Raw genomic sequence first — 20,029 nt, forward strand, 5'->3', positions numbered from 1 at the left:
GTTATGTTTAGGGCGACGGCTCCTAGGACGGGAGCCGCATCCAATGCAATTCTATGCCTTGGATCTGATAAATCAAATCTGGAACTGGTCAATATATTGATCGTGTTCTTGCTATCGTGACGTGAAGGTAGATTATGACTAGTCAGTATATCCAGGGTATGGTGCAAGACGTGAAGGAAGGCGGCCTCTCGCGGCGCTCCTTCATCCAGAAGATGGCGGCGCTGGGCATCACCGCGCCGATCGCGAGCCAGATCCTGGCCTGGAACGATGTCGCGATGGCCAATGCCACGCTCGAATACAAGCCGACCAAGGCCGGCGGCGGTGGCCCGCTGAAGATGCTGCTCTGGCAGGCCCCCACGCTGCTCAACCCGCATTTCGCCTCGGGCACCAAGGACCAGATCGCCTCGCGCGTGTTCTACGAGCCGCTTGCCGGCTGGGACAAGGAAGGCAACCTGATCCCGCAGCTCGCGGCCGAAGTCCCGACCAAGGCCAATGGCGGCCTGTCCGAGGACGGCACGACCGTCACCTGGAAGCTGAAGAAGGACGTGAAGTGGCATGACGGCAAGCCGTTCACGGCCGACGACGTCGTCTTCACCTGGGAATATGCTGCCGATCCGGCGACCGCCGCCTACACGACCGGCGCCTACAAGGACATCAAGGTCGAGAAGGTCGACGATTTCACCGTCAAGGTGATCTTCGCCAAGCCGACGCCGTTCTGGGCAGACCCCTTCGTCGGCGTCGCCGGCATGATCATCCCGAAGCATCATTTCGGCGACTACAAGGGCGCCAAGTCGCGTGAGGCTCCGGCTAATCTGAAGCCTGTCGGCACCGGTCCCTACAAGTTCGCCGATTTCAAGCCGGGCGACATCCTCTCGGGCACCCGCAACGAGAACTACCACGTCGCCAATCGTCCGCATTTCGACACGTTCGAGATCAAGGGCGGTGGTGATGCGGTTTCGGCCGCCCGCGCCGTCCTGCAGACCGGCGAATACGATTACGCCTGGGATACGCTGGTCGAGGACGAAGTCCTCAAGCGCATGGAGACCGGCGGTCGTGGCAAGATCAGCGCGGCTGCTGCCGGCGACATCGAGTTCGTTACGCTGAACACGACCGACCCGTGGACCGAAGTCGATGGCGAGCGTTCCAGCGCCAAGACCAAGCACCCGACGCTGAGCGACCCGGCGGTGCGCCAGGCGATCAACCTGCTGATCGACCGCGACTCGATCCAGAAATTCATCTATGGCCGCGCCGGCTCGGCCACGGCGAGCTTCGTCAACGAGCCCAAGCAGTTCAAGTCGACCAAGCTCAAGTACGAGTTCAGCATCGAGAAGGCCAACAAGATCCTCGACGATGCCGGCTGGAAGAAGGGCTCGGACGGCATCCGCGAGAAGGATGGCAAGAAGCTCAAATATGTCTTCCAGACCTCGATCAACGCTCCGCGCCAGAAGGTGCAGGCCATCATCAAGCAGGCTTGCCAGCGCGCCGGCATCGATATCGAGCTGAAGTCGGTCACCGCCTCGGTGTTCTTCTCGTCGGACGTCGCCAACCCCGACACCTACACCAAGCTCTACACCGACATCGAGATGTACACGACGACGCAGCCGCAGCCCGATCCGGAGCGGTTCCTCAACCAGTTCACCTCCTGGGAAGTCGCCAGCAAGGAGAACAAGTGGCTGGGCCGCAACGTCTCGCGCTACACGGATCCGGCTGCCGACGAGGCCTACAAGGCCGCCCAGAAGGAGCTCGACCCGGCCAAGCGCGCCGCGCTGCTGATCAAGGTCAACGAGATCTTCTGCGAGGCCAACGTCATCCTGCCGATCCTGTCGCGCAAGAAGGTGGTCGCCGTGGCGAACAGCATCTCGCATGACCATTCCGGCTGGGACGTCGATACCTGGAACCTCGCGGCCTGGTATCGCGCCTGAGGCATGAAGACCCCGCCGGGCTTGTCCCGGCGGGGAGTTGCCTTTCAAACCTGCTCTCTCCATATTAGCTAGGCTAGCTAATATGGAGGGCTCATGACCGTCGTGAATGTGCACGAGGCCAAGACCAGCCTCTCGCGGCTGATCGAAAAAGCCTTACGCGGCGAGGAAGTCGTCATCGCACGCAACGGCGTACCGGCGGTGAAGCTGGTGCAGGTTGCGCCTCCGCAGGCTGGCGTCGCCAAGCGCCGACCCGGTCTTTGGGCCGGGAAGATCTGGGAGATCGATCCGGATTGGTGGAAGCCGCAGAACGATCTTACCGACCTGTTCGAGGTCTATTCCACGACCGATGACGCCGGGCCAAGCCGGTGAACTGTCTTCTGGACAGTCACGTGCTGCTGTGGTGGCTCGGGATGGATAGCGACAAGCTGTCCGATTCCGTAAGAGATGCCATTGCCAGAGCCGATCAGGTTTGTATCAGCGTCGCCAGTGTGTGGGAGCTGGAAATCAAGCGCTCACTTGGCAAGCTTGATCTACCCGTCGCCGAATGGGAAGGCGTCGCGGCCTCGGGGCTGACCTTCATCGAGATTGCCCTGGATGATGCAGTGGCTGCAGCAGCCTTGCCCCCCATCCATCGCGATCCATTCGATCGCATGCTCGTCGCGCAAGCAAGGAATCGCGGGCTCACGCTCGTGACCCGCGACGCTCGCCTGCTTGAGTACGGTGTGCCGGGTCTGAAGGCCTAAACGCTCGCCAGCCGCTTCATCGCCCCGGCGCGGCCGCCGACGAGGATGCGCTCGTCGACATCCTTGATGTCGCGCAGGCCGCACAGCGCCATGGTGACGTCGAGCTCCTTGCGGATGATGTCGAGCGCAGCGGTGACGCCCTGCTCGCCCATGGCGCCCAGCCCGTAGAGGAAGGCGCGGCCGATGAAGGTGCCCCTGGCGCCGAGCGCGACCGCCTTGAGCACGTCCTGGCCCGAGCGGATGCCGCCGTCGAACAGCACCTCGATGCGGTTGCCGACCTGCTCGACGATGCCGGGCAGGGCCTCGATCGAGGAGAGCGCGCCGTCGAGCTGGCGGCCGCCATGGTTCGAGACGATCAGGGCGTCAGCACCGCTCTTGGCGGCCATCTCGGCATCTTCGGCATCGAGGATGCCCTTGAGGATCAGCTTGCCGCCCCACTGGTCCTTGATCCATTTGATGTCGTCCCAGTTGAGCTGCGGGTCGAACTGGCTGGCGGTCCAGTTGGAGAGCGAGGACATGTCGGCGACGCCGGTGACATGGCCGACGATGTTGCCGAACTGCCGGCGCGGCGTGTCCAGCATCTTCAGGCACCAGCGCGGCTTGAAGGCGAGGTTGATCAGGTTGGCGATGGTCGGCTTCGGCGGGGCGGAGAGGCCGTTGCGGATATCCTTGTGGCGCTGGCCGAGGATCTGCAGGTCGAGCGTCAGCACCAGCGCCGAGCAGCCGGCCGCCTTGGCGCGCTGGATCAGGCGGGCGATGAAGTCGCGGTCCTTCATCACGTAGAGCTGGAACCAGAAGGGCGCGCTGGTGTGGTTCGCGACATCCTCGATCGAGCAGATGCTCATGGTCGAGAGGGTGAAGGGCACGCCGGCCTTGGCGGCAGCCTTGGCGGCGAGGATCTCGCCATCGGCGTGCTGCATGCCGGTGAGGCCGGTGGGAGCGAGCGCGACCGGCATCGCGACCGGCTGGCCGATCATCTCACTGGCGAGCGAGCGATTGGTCATGTCGACCGCGACGCGCTGGCGCAGCTTTACCTTGGCGAAGTCGGTCTCGTTGGCGCGGTAGGTACCCTCGGTCCAGGCGCCGGAATCGGCGTAGTCGTAGAACATGCGCGGCACGCGGCGCTTGGCCAGGAGGCGCAGGTCTTCGATGGTCAGGGGCTGGGCCATGTCTCGTCTCGCCGTTGGCGTCGGTCTTGTCCTTCGGGCTTGCTCGCATGATGGCGGGCAGGGCGCAACCACCCTGCCGCACGGAAGGCCTGCGTCAGGAGATCGCCATGTAGCGCCCGGGCTTGTGGTTCATCCCGAGGATGGCGTTGAGCACCAGCGTGCCGATGAGCGAGAGCGCGACCTTGTCGGGCGGCAGCACGAAGAGCGCGGCAGCGAAGATCGCGGCGTCGATGGCAAGCTGGATCCAGCCGGCGCGCCAGCCGCGGCGCTCCTGCAGATAGAGCGCAAGGATATTGACCCCGCCGATCGCGGTGCGGTGGCGCGCCAGCGCCAGCAGGCCGAGCCCCATCGCGACGCCGCCGGCGATGGCGGCATAGAGCGGCGCCACCGCCTCGATGCGGAACCAGCCCGGTGTCGCCCAGACGAAGACGGAGACGAGACCGACGGCGGCGAAGGTGCGCAACGTGAAGGGCAGGCCCATCCGCCGGAAGGCGAGCCAGTAGAAGGGCAGGTTGATGACGAAGAAGAGCAGGCTGAAATTCGCGCCCGTGGCGAATTGCAGCAAGAGGGCGAGCCCGGCGGCGCCGCCGGTCAGTAGCGTCGCCTTGGCGAAGAGGACGATGCCGAAGCTGATCATCAGCGTGCCTAGGGGCAGGGCGAGGAGGTCTTCATAGAAGCGGTGCTGTTGCGGCATGGTGGTGGCGGCGATCTGGGACATGGCGAGGCCTGTATCGGCTGGCGGGGCTCCGCGCCAGTGCGCAGGCAATAATCGGGCCGATTGAAGCAGGCTTGACGTGGGCTTGCCCGAGGCTGCGTGCATGTGGAGGCGTGTTTCCAGGACAACGCGCTTGCCTTGGCCTGTCAGCCACATGCCAGGACGGCGGCGCTTCCGCGCGGTGCGGGCGCGTTGTCGCCTCGCCGCCGCCGACCGCACGGAAAGAGGTAGCTGAAGATCGCGAAATGACAGTGGCTGCACTGGGCGCGGAAGGATTTCGCCAAGTGATGTCCAAGGCAGATCCAGCCGAAATCATCTGCTTCAGGTTCAGCGCTTTGAGGTTCGGCAATCATGGCGGGCGAGGACTTTACGTCGCCGACCGCGACGACTCCGGCATCCATCTGGGGGGCTCTCCGCATGCCGGTGGCAAGACACGGATCATGCTGACAAAATCTTGACAGGCGCAGGAGGCCTCTGCTCGTCCTTTCATCTCGACAAGGCTCGGTTTTCGGTCAATCCTTCCGTTGCCGGCATAGGAGCCATGCGCTCACTGCCGGTGAGTAACGCTTTGGCTTCGAGGAATGTGGCGATGGCGACCGGAACCGTGAAGTGGTTCAACACTGAGAAGGGGTTCGGCTTCATTCAACCGGCAGAGGGCGGCAAGGATGTGTTCGTACACATCACGGCCGTCAAGGAAGCCGGAATGATGACGCTGACCGAAGGGCAGAAGGTTTCGTTCGAGCTGAAGACCGAGCGCGGCAAGACGGCCGCGGGCGATCTGAAAGTGCTCTGAGACCATCTGTTGTCGTGAAGTTCGCCTGCCACACGGGCGGGTCGCTGGCGAACGCGCGCTGAAAGTGACGACCGGATCGGCGTTTCCCGCCGCCTGTCCGGCGAGACTGCCCGTTTGACTTGAAATGATGTGCCGAAAGCCCCGTCCAGGCCTGCCCTGCGGGGTTGCGGAGCTTTGCACCCGAGGGATGCGCGGAGCCTGGCGGCGTTCGCAGTCGACGGCTGCGTGCCGATGTCGGTCGATGTCGATGGTGTCGAATAGCGATGACGTCGCGCTGCCCGACTCCGCGCACGGGTATCTGGGGGTCTGCTTCGCTTGGACGCCCGGCGAGGGCGGAGGCCTGTCTGTTCGGCCTGTGCGAAGTCGGCACCTTCGCGCTATCGCATCGGATGTTTCCGATGCGATCATGAATAGTTCGATCACCGTTATCGCGTCCTGTCGGACGCGCGGTGATCGAGCGAGCCCGCAACGGCTCGGGACACGAAACCCGCAATCCCCTCCGGCCCACGATGCCCCGCGAAGCCCCCGGCCGGATGGGGGCGCATGCAGGACAGGCATCGGTTGGAAGGGCGGGGATATGTTTCGCGGGCACGCCGCGCGTCTCTTTATCTCCTGCCCGCTGATTTCGGGGCGGCCGAGATGGGCGATCTGGACGGGTTTCGACGAGAATGACGGGGGCGTCCGATTGGAAGTCCGTCATGGCTTGCTGACCGATCTTTACGCTTTGCTCGAAAGCACACACGCGCGGTTCGAGCCTGAGATGTTGACTCGCGACCCGGATCAGATATCGACGGCACTCCCGCGCTTGCCGCTTCCGTTTCAATAGCATCCGTGGCTCGAAACTGTCGCGGCGCCGGCCAACCGTCCCCGGTTGGAGGGCAAGAGTTCATTCTGATCTGTCTCAAAGACAGGCGGGATGACTTTACGGTATATCTTTGGCTCGCTGGCCGCGATGAGTCCCCTTATGAGTCCCCTTATGAGTCCAATCAGCCAATCGCTCCCTGGCCCTAATATCGCGGTATTCTCGAACGACAGCAGAGCGCGGACCGAACTGTCCAGCGATTTGCAGAGCCGTCTCGGCGGATCCGTATCTGCTGCGAGCGATCTTGAAGAGCTTGGCGAAACAGTCCGCGGCGGTTTCCTTGAAGTCGTCGTCTGCATGGATGGCGACACGGATGGTGCATTGCCTCTTGTCGACGGCGTCCTGTCTTGTGTGGCTGGTCGCGTCCCGGTGATTTTGGTCGCTCCCGACCGCTGTCAGAACGCCATTATCCAGGGCTTTCGACGTGGTGTCAGCGATGCGGTCCTGATGGACGGCGACTGCGTGGCGGAAATCGCTGGGGCGATCGAACGACTTAAGAAAAGAAGTGAAATTTCAATCACCAATAACAATGTAGGGAACAATTGTTTATCACGTCTTTTGGCGCCAGAGGATTTATTTAGAAGGCTCGATGATGTCCTTGCTCATTCGAAGGGTAGAGTCGGTGTTATCGCTATCCAGATCGTTGAAGTCGGCTATTTCGCTCGTAAATTTGGCCGGTCCGCTGTCGAAGAGTTGACGCGCGAGTTCGCAAAACGACTTATTCTAGCAATTCCGGATTCCGGGTTTTTTTGTAGAAGGCCGGATTCGACGTTTGTGGTCGTGTTGAATCCGGTCGCGACTTCGGCCGCGCTTGAGATGAAAATTACCCAAATTTCTAACGAGCTTAGTTTTCTAGCTACGGTGAGCGATCTGGAATTTAGAATCGAGAGTGTGACGGGAGCCTGCGATCCGAGCATTGCGGAGGAGGCATTGTCCGCAGTCGAGCGCGCGGAGTCGTCGCTTAAGAGTGCTATCGCCAGGCAAGTTAGCTATCATATAGCTGGTCCCAATATCGATGGATTGCCTCTAAAATATTCTTTGGTTCGGCGTAATAATAGAAAAGAAGAGAGGCGTGGTGGAGAGCGGAAGCCTGTTTATAAAAAGGCAAAATTTTTTCTGGATCACCTAAACGCTTCAGTGGAGTGTATTGTTTTGGACGTGTCGCGAAGCGGTGCGCGATTGCGGGTCGATGACAATTTGGCTTTGCCTGACGAGTTTGATTTATTGCTGTCTTATCAAGGCGAGCGCCAGCGCGTCCGTGTGCGCTGGCGTCGGCAGAAAGAACTTGGTGTTGAATTTGTGAAGCCGCGCTCACGCTAGCGCTTTGATCTTGCATCGGCTTTGTCCGAAAACCGCGTGCCAATTTTCGGATCGATGCCGTAGCGCTTCGATTTCAATAATGACCTGAACAGCGACTCTTGCTGGCCGTGTTCAGGCCTATGCAAGCTGCCGGAAGGCAGACGTCGCATATGTCACGAGGGGTTGAAGGCGGGTATTGCGAAGCAGGTCGGCTGCGACCTGTCGTGCTGGGACGCTATCCGGTGGAGCGTACCGGATGGCCTGCTGGCCTTTTCGCTGACGGGGACGATTTCGGCGCTGAGGCTGAAGGCCGTGCTCCACCCCATCCTCTCGGCTTCGCCGAGCCGCCTTTCCCTATGGGGAAGAGGACGCAGCCTCCGTCCTGTTTTCCGCACGACAATCCGCTTGCACGAACGGCATGTTCGATATAAAGATATCTTTATATCTTTTTCCTTGTGGGCAAGGGGCGCAGGCGCGTGCGGCAGCCGACGACATTGTCTTCCGATGTGCTTCTCGCCGGCCTCAGGGCCGCTGGCGAGGAGACGCGGCTGCGCATCCTCGCGCTACTCTCCGAGGGCGAGCTCTCCGTTTCCGATCTCACCGACATCCTCGGCCAGTCGCAGCCGCGCATCTCGCGCCATCTCAAGCTCCTGGCCGAGGCCGGGCTGGTCCGGCGTTCGCGCGAGGGCGCCTGGGCCTTCTTCCGGCTCGACGAGACCGGGCCGGGCGGGGCTTTCGCCGCGTCGCTCGCCGCCTGGCTCGACCTGAGCGACCCGGTGCTCGCGGCCGATCGCGAGCGGCTCGCTGCTGTCAGGGCGACGCGGGCTGAGGCGGCGCAAAGCTATTTCGCCAGCGTCGCGCGCGATTGGGACCGTTTGCGCGGCCTGCATGTGCCGGATCACGCCGTGGAGGCGGCGGTCGAGGAGGCGGTCGGCGAGGGCTCGCCCGGCGCGATGCTCGATCTCGGCACCGGCACGGGCCGTATGCTGGAGCGGATCGCGCCGAAATTCGGCCGCGCCGTTGGCGTCGATGCCAACCATGCGATGCTGGCGGTGGCGCGGGCCAATCTGGAGCAGGCGGGGCTGTCGCGCGTCGAGCTTCGGCAGGGCGACATCTATGCTTTGCCCTTCGCGCGCGGTTCCTTCGATCTCGTCGTGATCCATCAGGTGCTGCATTTCCTCGACGATCCCGGCCGGGCCGTGCGCGAGGCGGCTGCGATGCTGGCCCCCGGCGGGCGCCTGATCGTCGTCGATTTCGCGCCGCACGACATGGAATTCCTGCGGACCGAGCATGCGCATCGCCGGCTCGGATTCTCCCGCCAGCAGATCGCTGCCTGGTTCGCCGAGGCCGGTCTCTCCTGCGACCTTTCTCGCGAAGTCACCCTTGCCGATGGCGGCTCCGGGCAGCTGCCGGTCATGCTCTGGCGCGGCCGCGACCGGCGCGTCCAGGCCGATCCGCTGGTCCGCAAGATCAATCTCGAGGTTGCGTGATGAATGCTTTCCGCCCCAGCCGCCATGGCTCGCGCCGCCCGCGCGTTTCCTTCGAATTCTTCCCGCCGAAGACGGAGGAGATGGAGGTCGCGCTCTGGGACAGCGTGCGCCGGCTTGAGCCGCTCGGCCCCAGCTTCGTCTCGGTGACCTATGGCGCCGGCGGTTCGACACGCGAGCGCACCCACGCCACCGTCAAGCGCATGGTCGAGGAGACCGCGCTGAAGCCGGCCGCGCATCTCACCTGCGTCTCGGCGAGCAAGGCCGAGGTCGACGAGGTCATCCGCTCCTATTGGGATGCCGGCGTGCGCCATGTCGTGGCCCTGCGCGGGGATCCGGCCGGTGGGCTCGGCACGATCTATGAGCCGCATCCGCAGGGCTATCACCAGACCTCCGATCTCGTCGCCGGCCTGAAGCGCATCGGCGACTTCGAGGTCACGGTCTCGGCCTATCCCGAGAAGCACCCGGAAGCCGCCTCGCTCGATGCCGATATCGATGCGCTCAAGAAGAAGGTCGATGCCGGCGCGACGCGGGCGATCACCCAGTTCTTCTTCGATAACGACGTCTATTTCCGCTATCTCGACAAGGTGCGCGCGCGCGGCATCGAGATCCCGATCCTGCCGGGCATCGTCCCGGTCCAGAACTTCAAGCAGACCGCGAATTTTGCCCGCAAGACCGGCGCCAGCGTGCCGCAATGGCTGGCCGACCGTTTCGAGGGGCTGGAAGACGACGTCGCGACGCGCCGCCTCGTCGCCGCCGCCGTCTGCGCCGAGCAGGTGCTCGACCTGATCGATCGCGGCGCCACCGACCTGCATTTCTACACGATGAACAAGGCCGACCTCGTCTATGCCATCTGCCACCTCGTGGGGTTGAAGCCCGAGAAGGCGGCGGCGCAGGCCGTAGCGGCGGAGTAATAGCGTCATTGCGAGCGTAGCGAAGCAATCCAGGAGACGTAGAGCTCAGCGGCCCCTGGATTGCTTCGTCGCTTCGCTCCTCGCAATGACGGCGATGACTGAGCATCACTTGGCGAAAGCGTAACGATGTCCGACTTCATTCCCGCTCCCGTCGACGGCGCCGAGATCGAGCGCTCGCTGCGCCAGGCCGCGCGTGAGCGCATCCTCGTGCTCGACGGCGCGATGGGCACGCAGATCCAGAACCTGAAGCTGTCCGAAGCCGATTTCCGCGGCGAGCGCTTCAAGGGGTTCAACCACGATCTCAAGGGCAATAACGACATCATCGCCCTGACGCAGGCCGAGGCGCTGCGCGACATCCATCTCGCCTATTTCCGGGCGGGCGCCGATATCGTCGAGACCAACACCTTCTCGGGTACCTCGATCGCCCAGGCCGATTACGGCATGGAGGCCTATGTCTACGAGCTGAACGTCGCCTGCTCCCGCATCGCCCGCGAGGCGGCCGTGATCGCGCAGAAGGAAGACGGGCGCCGCCGCTTCGTCGCCGGCGCGATCGGCCCGACCAACCGCACGCTCTCGATCTCGCCTGACGTCAACAACCCCGGCTTCCGCGCCGTGAGCTTCGATCAGGTCCGCGATTCCTATGCCGAGCAGGTGAGGGGCCTGATCGATGGCGGCTCCGAACTGCTGCTGATCGAGACGATCTTCGACACGCTCAATGCCAAGGCCGCGATCGTCGCGATCGAGCAGGTCTATCGCGAGAAGGGCATCCGCCTGCCGGTGATGATCTCCGGCACGATCACCGACCTCTCGGGCCGCACGCTGTCCGGCCAGACGGTCGAGGCCTTCTGGAACGCGGTGCGCCATGCTGCGCCGCTGACCATCGGCCTCAACTGCGCGCTCGGCGCGCGCGAGATGCGGGCGCATATCAAGGACATGTCACGCATCGCCGACACGCTGGTCTGCGCCTATCCGAATGCCGGCCTGCCCAACGAATTCGGCCTCTATGACGAACGGCCGGAAGCGACCGCCAAGATGCTGGCCGAGTTCGCCGATGCCGGCTTCGTCAATGTCGTCGGCGGCTGCTGCGGCACCACGCCCGGCCATATCGAGGCGATCGCCCAGGCAGTGGCCGGCAAGGCGCCGCGCCAGATCCCGGAGGCCAAGCCCTATCTGCGCCTCGCGGGTCTGGAGCCCTTCACGCTCGACGAGACCATTCCCTTCGTGAACGTCGGCGAGCGCACGAACGTCACCGGCTCGGCCAAGTTCCGCAAGCTGATCACGGCCGGCGACTATGCTGCCGCGCTCGACGTGGCGCGCGATCAGGTCGCCAACGGCGCGCAGGTCATCGACATCAACATGGACGAGGGCCTGCTCGATTCCGAGAAGGCGATGACCGAGTTCTGCAACCTGATCGCCTCGGAGCCGGATATCTCGCGCGTGCCGATCATGGTCGACTCGTCGAAATTCCCGGTGATCGAGGCCGGCCTGAAGACGATCCAGGGCAAGCCGATCGTCAACTCGATCTCGATGAAGGAGGGCGAGGAAGCCTTCCTCGAACAGGCGCGCATCTGCCGGCAATATGGCGCGGCGGTCGTGGTCATGGCCTTCGACGAGGTCGGCCAGGCCGACACCTTCCAGCGCAAGATCGAGATCTGCACGCGGGCCTACAAGCTGCTGACCGAGACGATCGGCTTCCCGCCGCAGGACATCATCTTCGACCCGAACATCTTCGCGGTGGCGACGGGCATCGAGGAGCACGACAACTACGGCAACGACTTCATCAATGCCACGCGCGCGATCCGCGAGACCCTGCCGCATGCCCATATCTCGGGCGGCGTCTCGAACCTGTCCTTCTCCTTCCGCGGCAACGAGAAGGTGCGCGAGGCCATGCACTCCGTGTTCCTCTACCACGCCATCAAGGCGGGGATGGACATGGGCATCGTCAATGCCGGCCAGCTCGGCTCCTATGACGATCTCGATCCCGAATTGCGCGAGCTCTGCGAGGATGTTGTCCTCAACCGCCGCAAGGATTCGACCGAGCGCCTGCTGGAGGCCGCGCCGCGCTTCAAGGGAGACGGTTCGGTCGCAGCGTCCGGCAAGGATCTCGCCTGGCGCGAATTGCCGGTCGAGAAGCGGCTGGAGCATGCGCTGGTCGCAGGGATCACCGAGTTCATCGATGTCGATACGGAAGAGGCGCGCCTGAACGCCGCCAAGCCGCTGCACGTCATCGAGGGGCCGTTGATGGCCGGCATGAACGTGGTCGGCGACCTGTTCGGCTCGGGCAAGATGTTCCTGCCGCAGGTGGTGAAGTCGGCCCGCGTGATGAAGCAGGCCGTCGCCTATCTCATGCCCTATATGGAGGAGGAGAAGCGCCTGAACGGCGGCTCCGAGCGCTCGGCCGCCGGCAAGGTGCTGATGGCGACGGTGAAGGGCGATGTCCACGATATCGGCAAGAACATCGTCGGCGTCGTGCTCCAGTGCAACAATTACGAGGTGATCGACCTCGGCGTGATGGTGCCGACCCAGAAGATCCTGGAGACCGCGCGCAAGGAGAAGGTCGACATCATCGGCCTCTCCGGCCTGATCACGCCCTCGCTCGACGAGATGGTGACCGTCGCCTCCGAAATGGAGCGCGAGGGCTTCGACATCCCCCTGCTGATCGGCGGGGCGACGACGAGCCGCGTCCATACGGCGGTGAAGATCCACCCGGCCTATGAGAAGGGCCAGGCGGTGCATGTGAACGACGCCTCGCGTGCCGTCGGCGTCGTCTCCAGCCTGCTCTCGTCGGAGCAGAAGCCGGGTTATGTCGCGGGCGTGCAGGCGGAATATGCCAAGGTCGCCGACGCCCATCGCCGCTCCGAGGCCGAGAAGCAGCGCCTGCCGCTGGCGCGGGCGCGGGGCAATGCCTTCAAGACGGATTGGGCAAGCTATGCCCCGCCGCGCCCAAGCTTCTTGGGCACGCGGACCTTCCGCACCTACGACATCGCCGATCTCGTGCCGGTGATCGACTGGACGCCGTTCTTCCAGACCTGGGAATTGAAGGGCCGCTTCCCGGCGATCCTGCAGGACGAGAAGCAGGGCGAGGCGGCGCGCGCGCTCTGGGACGATGCGCAGGCGATGCTGAAGCGCGTCGTCGAGGAGCGCTGGTTCAATCCGAAGGCGGTGATCGGCTTCTGGCCGGCCAATGCCGTCGGCGACGATATCCGCCTCTATACCGGCGAGAGCCGGCAGGAGCCGCTCGCGACCTTCCATGGCCTGCGCCAGCAACTGACGCGGCGGGACGGCAAGCCCAATCTCTGCCTCTCGGATTTCGTTGCGCCGGAAGGTGTGGCGCCAGACTATATCGGCAGCTTCGTCGTCACGGCGGGCGCGGAGGAGGAGCGCATCTCCGAGAAGTTCGCGCGCGACAACGACGATTACCGCTCGATCATGGTCAAGGCGCTGGCGGACCGCTTCGCCGAGGCCTTCGCCGAGCGTATGCACCAGCTCGTGCGCAAGGAGTTCTGGGGCTATGCGCCGGACGAGACCTTCTCGAATGACGAGCTGATCCGCGAGGAATATCGCGGCATCCGCCCGGCGCCGGGCTACCCCGCGCAGCCCGACCATACCGAGAAGGAAACCCTGTTCCGGCTGCTGGAGGCGGAGCGTCGCGTCGGCGTGAAGCTGACCGAGAGCTATGCGATGTGGCCGGGCTCCTCGGTCTCGGGGCTCTATTTCTCGCACCCCGAGGCCTATTATTTCGGCGTCGCCAAGGTCGAGCGCGATCAGGTCGAGGATTATGCCCAGCGCAAGGGCATGACCATCGAGGAGGTCGAGCGCTGGCTTGCGCCGATCCTCAACTACGATACGGCTGCCTATCGCCTCCAGGCGGCGGAGTGAGAATGCGCAGCCGTCATTGCGAGGAGCGAAGCGACGAAGCAATCCAGGGGGACGCGGAGTTCTGCCGCCCCTGGATTGCTTCGCTGCGCTCGCAATGACGACCGCGGTGATGTCCGACCGCATTATCCGTCCTGCCACGGCCGCCGATTTCCCGCGCATCCATGCCATTCGCATGGCGGTGCGCGAGAATATCCTGAGCGATCCCTCGAAGGTCACGGCCGAGGATGTCGCCTGGTATCGTGACAACGCGATCTTCCTCGTCGCGGAAAGCGCGGGCGAGATCGCGGGCTTCGCCTGCGCCAATCATCAGACCGGCCTGATCTGGGCCCTGTTCATCGATCCGGCGCAGGAGGGGCGGGGCCACGGCCGCTCCTTGCTCGATGCCGCGCTGGCTGGGCTGAAGGCGGCCGGCCATGCCCAGGCCTGGCTCGAAACCGGGGGCGGCACGCGGGCCGAGCGCTTCTATGTCCGCCACGGCTGGCGCGACATGGGCCGCGGTCTCGACGGGCAGATCGTCTTCACGCGGTTACTGTAGGGCCCGGTAGCCTGCGGGGCTCAAGCCTGGTTCATTCGGCCGGCGGCCCGGCTGGTGACGCTCGCAAGGGGCTTGTCGAACATCCGCAAGGTGCCGCCACCGGCCATGCTGGCGACATGCAGGGCGGCCTGTGCCTCGGCGAAAAGGGTGGTGGGGTCGCGGTGGCGCTCCCCCTCGAGGCTGACGGCGCCGATCGAGATCGTGAAGTCGATCACAAGGGTTCCGCGCGAGATGGGCCGGCAGAGCAGATGGCGCGCATTCTCGAGGCTCGCGGCAAAGCGCTGCTGGCCCGTCGGCATCCGCAACAGGAGGGCGAATTGGCTCCTGTTGATGCGTCCGCTCGCGAGAGCGTCCGGGAAGAGCCGCGCGAGGCGCTCATCGAAACGGGTGAGCAATTCATCGCTGGCGGGGGTACCGAACGTATCGACGATGTCGTGGAAATCGTCGATATCCACGATGACCAGCGCGAAGGCCTCCCGGTCGAAACGAACGCCGTGCAGGGCCTGTCCGAGGCGGGTTTCGAAGTCGCGGCGGGTGGCGGGCGCGATGATCGGCAGGTGCCGTGACAGCGCGGCCAGATCGCCCCACAGGCCCTTCTCGGCGGTGACATCCTGTTTCGAACCGAAGATGCGAATCGGGCGACCATTCTGATGGCCGACGCCGACGATCAGCCGCATCCAGCGTTTTTCGTTGCTCGCGGTGCGGATGCGGCAGTCGAGCGAGAACGCGCCGCCATTGCGGATGATGCCGCTGCGCATGCGGTTCATCTCGCTGCGCGAGTTCGCTTCATAGAGGTCGAGGATCGACGAGCGCTGGATCGTGGAGCCGCGCTGCAGGCCGAACAGGTCATAGACGCCGTCAGTCCAGCTCAAGGCTTCATTGGCGAGATTGCACTCCCAGGCGCCAATGGCGGCCGGTTGGCCGGAAATCCGGCAAAGCTCGGCGGCGAGATGCTGCTGCTGGCTATCCAGGGCTGCCCCCTTTCGGTCTGCCTTGCCGGGAAGGCTATACTAGAATCGGGGAGTTAAGCGAGCCTTGCAAAAGAGTCGCCGGACGCTGCCGCTCACGGAAGCGCGATCAGGCCGTTCGTGCGTTCTGTGTCGCCGCCAGCAGGTCGCGCAATGTCGTGATCGTCGAGGAATCGGCGACGCCGTCGACCTTGTCCGGGCGCCAATGGCGCTGGAAGGCCGCGACGACCGCTTCGAGTTTCTCGTCGAAGATGCCGTCGACGGTCACGCCATAGCCCAGCATGGCGAACATCGCCTGCAGGGCCTCAACGGGCTGGCCGCTCTCGCCACGGGCGAAGAAGCGCCCGCCGCGGATCGGCGCCGGTTCGGTCCAGTGGCCCACGCCCGCCTCGGCGAAGCGCCGCCACGGGAATTTCTCGCCGGGATCGATCTTGCGGCCGGGCGCGATGTCGGAATGAGCGAGCACGCGCTCGGGGGGAATGGACCAGCGCTCGCAGATGTCGCGGCAGAGGTGCAGCGTCGCCGCGATCTGCTCCTCGGGATAATCCGGCAGGCCGCCGGGATGGCCGGGATTGGCGATCTCGATGCCGATCGAGCAGGAATTGATGTCGGTCTCGCCGGCCCAGTGCGAGGCACCGGCATGCCAGGCGCGCCGGCCCTCCGGCACGAGCTGGAGCGTGTGGCCGTTCTCGAAAACGAAATAATGCGACGAGACTTGCGCGACCGGGTTGCAGAGCCATTGCAGCGCTTCGCCGGCGACCGGCATGCCGGTGTAATGCAGGATCAGCATGTCGGGCCGGCGGCCGGGCGTGCCGTCGGGGTGTTTGCGCTCGCCGTGGTTGGGCGAGGGGAAGATCTTGGCGGCGAAGCGGCTGTCGGGGCTTGCCGCTTGTGGCTGGGCGATATCGGTCATGGGGGCGGGCTCAGGCGGGTTCGGGCGCGAGATTGCGGCTCATGCCGCGTTCCTTCTGGATCGCGTCCCAGGCAGCGTTGATGGCGGCGATGCGGCGCGTCGCGATGGCGACCGCCTCCTCGGGCAGGCCGCGGGCGATCTCACGGTCGGGATGGGTCTCGGCGACGAGGCGGCGGTAATGGCGTTTCAATTCGGCGTCGTCCATCTCGCGGCTGGCGCCGAGCACGAGATAGGGATCGTCCGGCCGGCGGGCGTGGCGGGCTTCGATCCGCGCGAAATCGGTCTCGGCGATGCCGAAGATGCCGGCGACCGACACCAGATAGGCATGCTCGGCCTCATGGATCGCGCCATCGGCGGCGGCGATCAGGAAGAGCCCGTCGAGCACGTCCTCCAGCAGGGCGGGCTCGTCCTTGAAGGCGCCGGCGATCTGCGTGGCATAGGCCTCGAATCCGGCGCTGGTCTGCTTGGCGAGGTCGAACAGGCTCTGGATGCGTTGCTGCTGATCGGGCGGGACCTCGACGATGCGATGGAAGGCCGTGATCTCGTCGCAAGTCACGACGCCGTCCGAGCGCGCCATCTTGGCGGCAAGCGCGACGAGGCCGGTGGTGAAGACGAGTTCGCGTGGTGCCGGGCCGAACGGCGCGCCCTCGCGATCGACCAGGACATGGCCGGCGAGCGCACCGACAAGCGCGCCCAGCGGGCCGCCGATCACGAGGCCGAGTCCGCCGCCCCCCAGAGCGCCCCAGAAAGAGGAAGCCATCACAAAATCGATCCCGGTGAATCCGAAGCGTGGATGATGAAAGGAGGGAGCGATTCAACGCAAGTGCGCTTGGTGCGGCGGCCTGCCGCGCCAAAAAAAGCACTCCCGGCCGGGAATGGGGCCGAAATGGGGCGGTTGATTCGCTTGTTTGATTCGCGCCGGGCCGTGGGCAGCCGGCGAAGTTTTTCGGGTCAGCCAATACATATGAATACTAAATAGTTAAATATAGAATATATTTCTGTATACACTCATTATTGTATGTTTTTCTGCGAGTTGCGTCAGATTATCGACACATTCAAACATCAGTTGACCGCCCCCATCTGCCAGTCATGGCGCAATGGGGTTGAAATTCGACATGCGATATATCTGTGGTGGTCTCGCGGCTGCGTGCCTGATTAGCCTCTCCGGCGTTGCCCTGGCTGAGGATTTCGTCAACGCGGAAACGGACCCCAGAGCGCTGATCGTTCGTGACGCCGAGATCGCCAGGGCCAAGGCTGCGCTGGCGAAGGGTGAAGAGGCTCCTGCCGAGGCATCCGCGACGAAGGCGAGCGCCCGCTCGGCCAAGGCCGAGGTCCGCGCCAGCCGCGCGCTGGCGGCTCCTGCCGGCTCGGAGGGCATCAAGGCGATCGTCGCCCGCCATGCCGCCGCCAATGGCGTGCCGTTCTCGCTGGCCGATGCGGTCGTGCGCGTCGAGAGCCGCTACAATCCGCGCGCGGCGCATGCCGGCAATTACGGCCTGATGCAGATCCGCCATCAGACGGCGCGCGGCATGGGCTATTCCGGCGGAGCCGGCGGCCTGCTCGATGCCGAGACCAATGTGCGTTACGGCATGAAGTACCTGGCGATGGCCTACAAGATGGCCGGCGGCGACACCTGCCGCACCGTCATGAAGTACCAGAGCGGCCATATGACCACGCATATGAGCGGCGCCAACCGCACCTATTGCTCCAAGGTGCGCACGATCACGGCCCGTAACTGATCCTCTGAGCGCGGTTCCGCTTGACGCGGGCCGCGCCAGCGCGCATCTGCCCCTCGCCAGTCGGCCGGACGGCCGCTCTCGCTCGCGAGGGAGGAAAGTCCGGGCTCCACGGAAACACGGTGCCGGATAACGTCCGGCGGGGGCGACCCCAGGGAAAGCGCCACAGAGATCGAACCGCCTCGCGCTGGAGGGCTTCGGCTTTTCCGGCGAGGTAAGGGTGAAAAGGTGCGGTAAGAGCGCACCGCGGACCCGGCAACGGGGACGGCATGGCAAGCCCCACCGGGAGCAAAACCGAATAGGGACGATGCTGCCCGCGCAAGCGGGGAGGGGCAGGTTTCTGTGCCTTGTCGTCCGGGTTGGTTGCTCGAGGCGCGCAGCAATGTGCGCCCCAGAGGAATGGCCGTCACGTCGGGGGAGCGATCCTCCGGCCATCCAAAACCCGGCTTACAGGCCGACTGGCGCTTGATGCCCGCAAATTCTACTCCAGTGGGCATCTGAAGCGATCGCCTGCGCTTCCGGTGCTCACGGACCGATGTCCGCTGCGCTCCGGTTCTCGGCGACCGCTCCAGCTACCGCGCTGGAGCGAATTTTCGAGCATCAAGCCGCAAGGCCCGATTGGGGCGGCTGCTCAACTACCGTGGCTTCAGGCCACCGTCGTCTCGACCGGGATGTTGCCCTTCGTCGCATGCGAATAGGGGCAGACCACATGGGCCTTCCTGACGAGGTCCTCGACCGCGGCCTTGTCGAGGCCGGGGACCGAGACGGTCAGCTTGGCGGTGATGCCGAAGCCCTGACCGTCGTCGCGCGGGCCGATGCCGATATCGGCCGAGACCTTCGCGTCTTCCGGGATCTTCACCTTCTCCTTGCCGGCGACGAACTTGAGCGCGCCGAGGAAGCAGGCCGAATAGCCCATGGCGAAGAGTTGCTCGGGATTGGTGCCTTCGCCGCCGCCGCCGCCGAGTTCCTTGGGGGTGTTCAGCACGAGCTTGACGTTGCCGGTATCGGTCGCGGCTTGGCCTTCGCGGCCACCTGTGGCTGAGCCATGGGCGGTGTAGAGCGTCTTCATGATCGGATCTCCTTCCTTGGGTGAAGCGATCCTTGCCATATAGATTTCGCACAATTAGATTGTCAACAATTCAATTGAGCGAGGCTGAGGCGGTTGATTGTTGGGCTGCTTTCGGTTTTCCGTGAAGCAGGGTGACCGGCGAGGGCGCGATGGCGAAACAGGACAAGGCCGGGGATGGGATGCCGCGTCTGGAGCAGCAGCTCTGCTTCGCAATCTATCAGGTCGGCCATGCCTTCAACCGGGTCTACCGCCCGATCCTGGTCGAGCTCGGGCTGACCTATCCGCAATATCTCGTGATGCTCGTGCTCTGGGAGCAGGAAGGGCTCACGGTGAAGGAACTGGGCGAGCGATTGATGCTCGATTCCGGTACTTTGACGCCGCTGCTCAAGCGGCTCGAGGCCTCAGGCCTGATCCAGCGCGAGCGCGATGCCCGCGACGAGCGGCAGGTGCGCATCCGTCTCGCCGAGAAGGGCGAGGGGCTGCGCGGGCAGGGGCGCTGTGTGCAGGAGGCGATCGGGCAGGCTTTGGGCGGAACGGCCGGGGAAGCGGGGCGGTTGCGCGATCAGCTTGGCCTCGTCCGCGATGCGCTGCTGGCGTCCGCGCGCGAGGATTGAGGGCGCTTTTCCAGTAGGCGCCATAGTTGTCATTCCGGGGCTTCGCGGAGCGAAGAACCCGGAACCCACGACCGGGTAGGCCATTCGCAACCGAACACCTGATGTCTCACCCAGTCGTGGGTTCCGGGTTCGCGCCTGCGGCGCGCCCCGGAATGACAACGGTGTAGCACTCTTCACTGGGCTTTCGGTTCGCGCTGCTTCGCAGCTCGCCCAAAATAACGGCTCGCTTTCGTAAAAATTTTTCGCAGCGCTGAAGCGCTTTTCCGTCGGCTGAAGAGGCCAGGCGGCGCCGAATTGCGCGTGCTTACGGATACTTAACCTTAACGAGCTGTGATGGCGGAGAGCCCCCGCAGGTGCGTCGCTGTGCCTACGATTCCATTGACGCCCATGTAGGCCCATGCTATCCCAAAT

The 20,029-nt window shown here is 64.3% G+C and carries 18 protein-coding genes and 1 other RNA gene; 12 read left to right on the plus strand and 7 right to left on the minus strand.

Annotation, left to right across the window (positions count from 1 at the left end; translation table 11 throughout):
* The first annotated feature begins 134 nt into the window (after positions 1-134).
* The 3 genes from Q0Q02_RS10410 to Q0Q02_RS10420 all read left to right on the plus strand — a co-directional run bounded on the left by Q0Q02_RS10410 (position 135) and on the right by Q0Q02_RS10420 (position 2,665).
* Positions 135-1,922, plus strand: coding sequence for a peptide ABC transporter substrate-binding protein (locus Q0Q02_RS10410; protein ID WP_293809120.1), 1,788 nt, complete (start codon positions 135-137; stop codon positions 1,920-1,922).
* Between the two features lie 93 nt (positions 1,923-2,015).
* A complete protein-coding gene (locus Q0Q02_RS10415) occupies positions 2,016-2,291 on the plus strand; it encodes a type II toxin-antitoxin system prevent-host-death family antitoxin (protein WP_293809123.1) in 276 nt (91 codons plus the stop codon).
* On the plus strand, positions 2,288-2,665 hold the full coding sequence (locus Q0Q02_RS10420) for a type II toxin-antitoxin system VapC family toxin (RefSeq protein WP_293809125.1): 378 nt from the start codon (positions 2,288-2,290) through the stop codon (positions 2,663-2,665). Before Q0Q02_RS10415 ends, Q0Q02_RS10420 begins: the two co-directional genes overlap by 4 nt.
* Here the strand turns inward: Q0Q02_RS10420 and Q0Q02_RS10425 are convergent.
* The 3 genes from Q0Q02_RS10425 to Q0Q02_RS10435 all read right to left on the minus strand — a co-directional run bounded on the left by Q0Q02_RS10425 (position 2,662) and on the right by Q0Q02_RS10435 (position 4,950).
* Positions 2,662-3,834, minus strand: coding sequence for an alpha-hydroxy acid oxidase (locus Q0Q02_RS10425; protein ID WP_293809126.1), 1,173 nt, complete (start codon positions 3,832-3,834; stop codon positions 2,662-2,664). The two genes, Q0Q02_RS10420 and Q0Q02_RS10425, sit on opposite strands and share 4 nt — an antisense overlap.
* Positions 3,835-3,928: 94 nt before the next feature.
* Complete coding sequence (locus Q0Q02_RS10430) at positions 3,929-4,552, minus strand: YitT family protein (protein WP_293809128.1); 624 nt, start codon at positions 4,550-4,552, stop codon at positions 3,929-3,931.
* Positions 4,553-4,695: 143 nt separating this feature from the next.
* Positions 4,696-4,950 (minus strand): hypothetical protein, encoded by a 255-nt coding sequence (locus Q0Q02_RS10435; protein WP_293809130.1) that lies wholly within the window; start codon positions 4,948-4,950, stop codon positions 4,696-4,698.
* Between the two features lie 188 nt (positions 4,951-5,138).
* Between Q0Q02_RS10435 and Q0Q02_RS10440 the strand changes: the two genes are divergently transcribed.
* The 6 genes from Q0Q02_RS10440 (at position 5,139) to Q0Q02_RS10465 (ending at position 14,318) form a co-directional block, all read left to right on the plus strand.
* Positions 5,139-5,342, plus strand: a complete 204-nt coding sequence (locus tag Q0Q02_RS10440; RefSeq protein WP_047581917.1) for a cold-shock protein — start codon at positions 5,139-5,141, stop codon at positions 5,340-5,342.
* 976 nt (positions 5,343-6,318) lie between these two features.
* Positions 6,319-7,524, plus strand: coding sequence for a PilZ domain-containing protein (locus Q0Q02_RS10445; protein WP_293809132.1), 1,206 nt, complete (start codon positions 6,319-6,321; stop codon positions 7,522-7,524).
* Positions 7,525-7,979: 455 nt separating this feature from the next.
* Positions 7,980-8,993, plus strand: a complete 1,014-nt coding sequence (locus Q0Q02_RS10450) for a metalloregulator ArsR/SmtB family transcription factor (RefSeq protein WP_293809134.1) — start codon at positions 7,980-7,982, stop codon at positions 8,991-8,993.
* Positions 8,993-9,904: a methylenetetrahydrofolate reductase [NAD(P)H] gene (metF, locus tag Q0Q02_RS10455; protein WP_293809136.1), complete on the plus strand. Its 912-nt coding sequence runs from the start codon at positions 8,993-8,995 to the stop codon at positions 9,902-9,904. Before Q0Q02_RS10450 ends, metF begins: the two co-directional genes overlap by 1 nt.
* A 126-nt stretch (positions 9,905-10,030) precedes the next feature.
* The gene (gene metH / locus Q0Q02_RS10460; protein ID WP_293809137.1) at positions 10,031-13,783 is read left to right on the plus strand and encodes a methionine synthase; all 3,753 of its coding nucleotides are present in this window, start codon (positions 10,031-10,033) and stop codon (positions 13,781-13,783) included.
* Positions 13,784-13,892: 109 nt separating this feature from the next.
* The gene (locus tag Q0Q02_RS10465; protein ID WP_293809139.1) at positions 13,893-14,318 is read left to right on the plus strand and encodes a GNAT family N-acetyltransferase; all 426 of its coding nucleotides are present in this window, start codon (positions 13,893-13,895) and stop codon (positions 14,316-14,318) included.
* Positions 14,319-14,338: 20 nt separating this feature from the next.
* Here the strand turns inward: Q0Q02_RS10465 and Q0Q02_RS10470 are convergent, their stop codons facing one another.
* The 3 genes from Q0Q02_RS10470 to Q0Q02_RS10480 all read right to left on the minus strand — a co-directional run bounded on the left by Q0Q02_RS10470 (position 14,339) and on the right by Q0Q02_RS10480 (position 16,959).
* Entirely contained in the window at positions 14,339-15,190 is an 852-nt protein-coding gene (locus Q0Q02_RS10470) for a diguanylate cyclase (protein ID WP_293809140.1), read from the minus strand.
* A gap of 205 nt (positions 15,191-15,395) precedes the next feature.
* On the minus strand, positions 15,396-16,199 hold the full coding sequence (locus Q0Q02_RS10475) for an N-acetylmuramoyl-L-alanine amidase (RefSeq protein ID WP_293809141.1): 804 nt from the start codon (positions 16,197-16,199) through the stop codon (positions 15,396-15,398).
* Between the two features lie 10 nt (positions 16,200-16,209).
* A complete protein-coding gene (locus Q0Q02_RS10480; RefSeq protein ID WP_293809142.1) occupies positions 16,210-16,959 on the minus strand; it encodes a TerB family tellurite resistance protein in 750 nt (249 codons plus the stop codon).
* A gap of 355 nt (positions 16,960-17,314) precedes the next feature.
* On the opposite strand from Q0Q02_RS10480, the gene Q0Q02_RS10485 reads away from it, so the two are divergent.
* Complete coding sequence (locus Q0Q02_RS10485) at positions 17,315-17,938, plus strand: transglycosylase SLT domain-containing protein (protein ID WP_293809143.1); 624 nt, start codon at positions 17,315-17,317, stop codon at positions 17,936-17,938.
* Between the two features lie 56 nt (positions 17,939-17,994).
* Positions 17,995-18,401, plus strand: an RNA gene (gene rnpB, locus Q0Q02_RS10490) — RNase P RNA component class A.
* 180 nt (positions 18,402-18,581) lie between these two features.
* Here rnpB and Q0Q02_RS10495 read toward each other — a convergent pair.
* Positions 18,582-19,004, minus strand: coding sequence for an organic hydroperoxide resistance protein (locus Q0Q02_RS10495; protein ID WP_293809145.1), 423 nt, complete (start codon positions 19,002-19,004; stop codon positions 18,582-18,584).
* 149 nt (positions 19,005-19,153) lie between these two features.
* Between Q0Q02_RS10495 and Q0Q02_RS10500 the strand changes: the two genes are divergently transcribed.
* On the plus strand, positions 19,154-19,618 hold the full coding sequence (locus Q0Q02_RS10500) for a MarR family transcriptional regulator (RefSeq protein WP_293809147.1): 465 nt from the start codon (positions 19,154-19,156) through the stop codon (positions 19,616-19,618).
* The last annotated feature ends 411 nt before the right edge of the window (positions 19,619-20,029 follow it).

Source organism: uncultured Allobosea sp., assembly GCF_945956895.1.
In the GTDB taxonomy this organism is placed as follows: domain Bacteria; phylum Pseudomonadota; class Alphaproteobacteria; order Rhizobiales; family Beijerinckiaceae; genus Allobosea.

Excerpts from the sequence above, each read along its gene's own strand:
- Q0Q02_RS10410 (WP_293809120.1), top strand. The coding sequence starts at position 135 with ATGACTAGTCAGTATATCCAGGGTATGGTGCAAGACGTGAAGGAAGGC.
- Q0Q02_RS10415 (WP_293809123.1), top strand. The coding sequence starts at position 2,016 with ATGACCGTCGTGAATGTGCACGAGGCCAAGACCAGCCTCTCGCGGCTG.
- Q0Q02_RS10425 (WP_293809126.1), bottom strand. The coding sequence starts at position 3,834 with ATGGCCCAGCCCCTGACCATCGAAGACCTGCGCCTCCTGGCCAAGCGC.
- Q0Q02_RS10430 (WP_293809128.1), bottom strand. The coding sequence starts at position 4,552 with ATGTCCCAGATCGCCGCCACCACCATGCCGCAACAGCACCGCTTCTAT.
- Q0Q02_RS10435 (WP_293809130.1), bottom strand. The coding sequence starts at position 4,950 with ATGGATGCCGGAGTCGTCGCGGTCGGCGACGTAAAGTCCTCGCCCGCC.
- Q0Q02_RS10440 (WP_047581917.1), top strand. The coding sequence starts at position 5,139 with ATGGCGACCGGAACCGTGAAGTGGTTCAACACTGAGAAGGGGTTCGGC.
- Q0Q02_RS10445 (WP_293809132.1), top strand. The coding sequence starts at position 6,319 with ATGAGTCCAATCAGCCAATCGCTCCCTGGCCCTAATATCGCGGTATTC.
- metF (WP_293809136.1), top strand. The coding sequence starts at position 8,993 with ATGAATGCTTTCCGCCCCAGCCGCCATGGCTCGCGCCGCCCGCGCGTT.
- metH (WP_293809137.1), top strand. The coding sequence starts at position 10,031 with ATGTCCGACTTCATTCCCGCTCCCGTCGACGGCGCCGAGATCGAGCGC.
- Q0Q02_RS10465 (WP_293809139.1), top strand. The coding sequence starts at position 13,893 with ATGTCCGACCGCATTATCCGTCCTGCCACGGCCGCCGATTTCCCGCGC.
- Q0Q02_RS10475 (WP_293809141.1), bottom strand. The coding sequence starts at position 16,199 with ATGACCGATATCGCCCAGCCACAAGCGGCAAGCCCCGACAGCCGCTTC.
- Q0Q02_RS10480 (WP_293809142.1), bottom strand. The coding sequence starts at position 16,959 with ATGGCTTCCTCTTTCTGGGGCGCTCTGGGGGGCGGCGGACTCGGCCTC.
- Q0Q02_RS10485 (WP_293809143.1), top strand. The coding sequence starts at position 17,315 with ATGCGATATATCTGTGGTGGTCTCGCGGCTGCGTGCCTGATTAGCCTC.
- Q0Q02_RS10495 (WP_293809145.1), bottom strand. The coding sequence starts at position 19,004 with ATGAAGACGCTCTACACCGCCCATGGCTCAGCCACAGGTGGCCGCGAA.
- Q0Q02_RS10500 (WP_293809147.1), top strand. The coding sequence starts at position 19,154 with ATGGCGAAACAGGACAAGGCCGGGGATGGGATGCCGCGTCTGGAGCAG.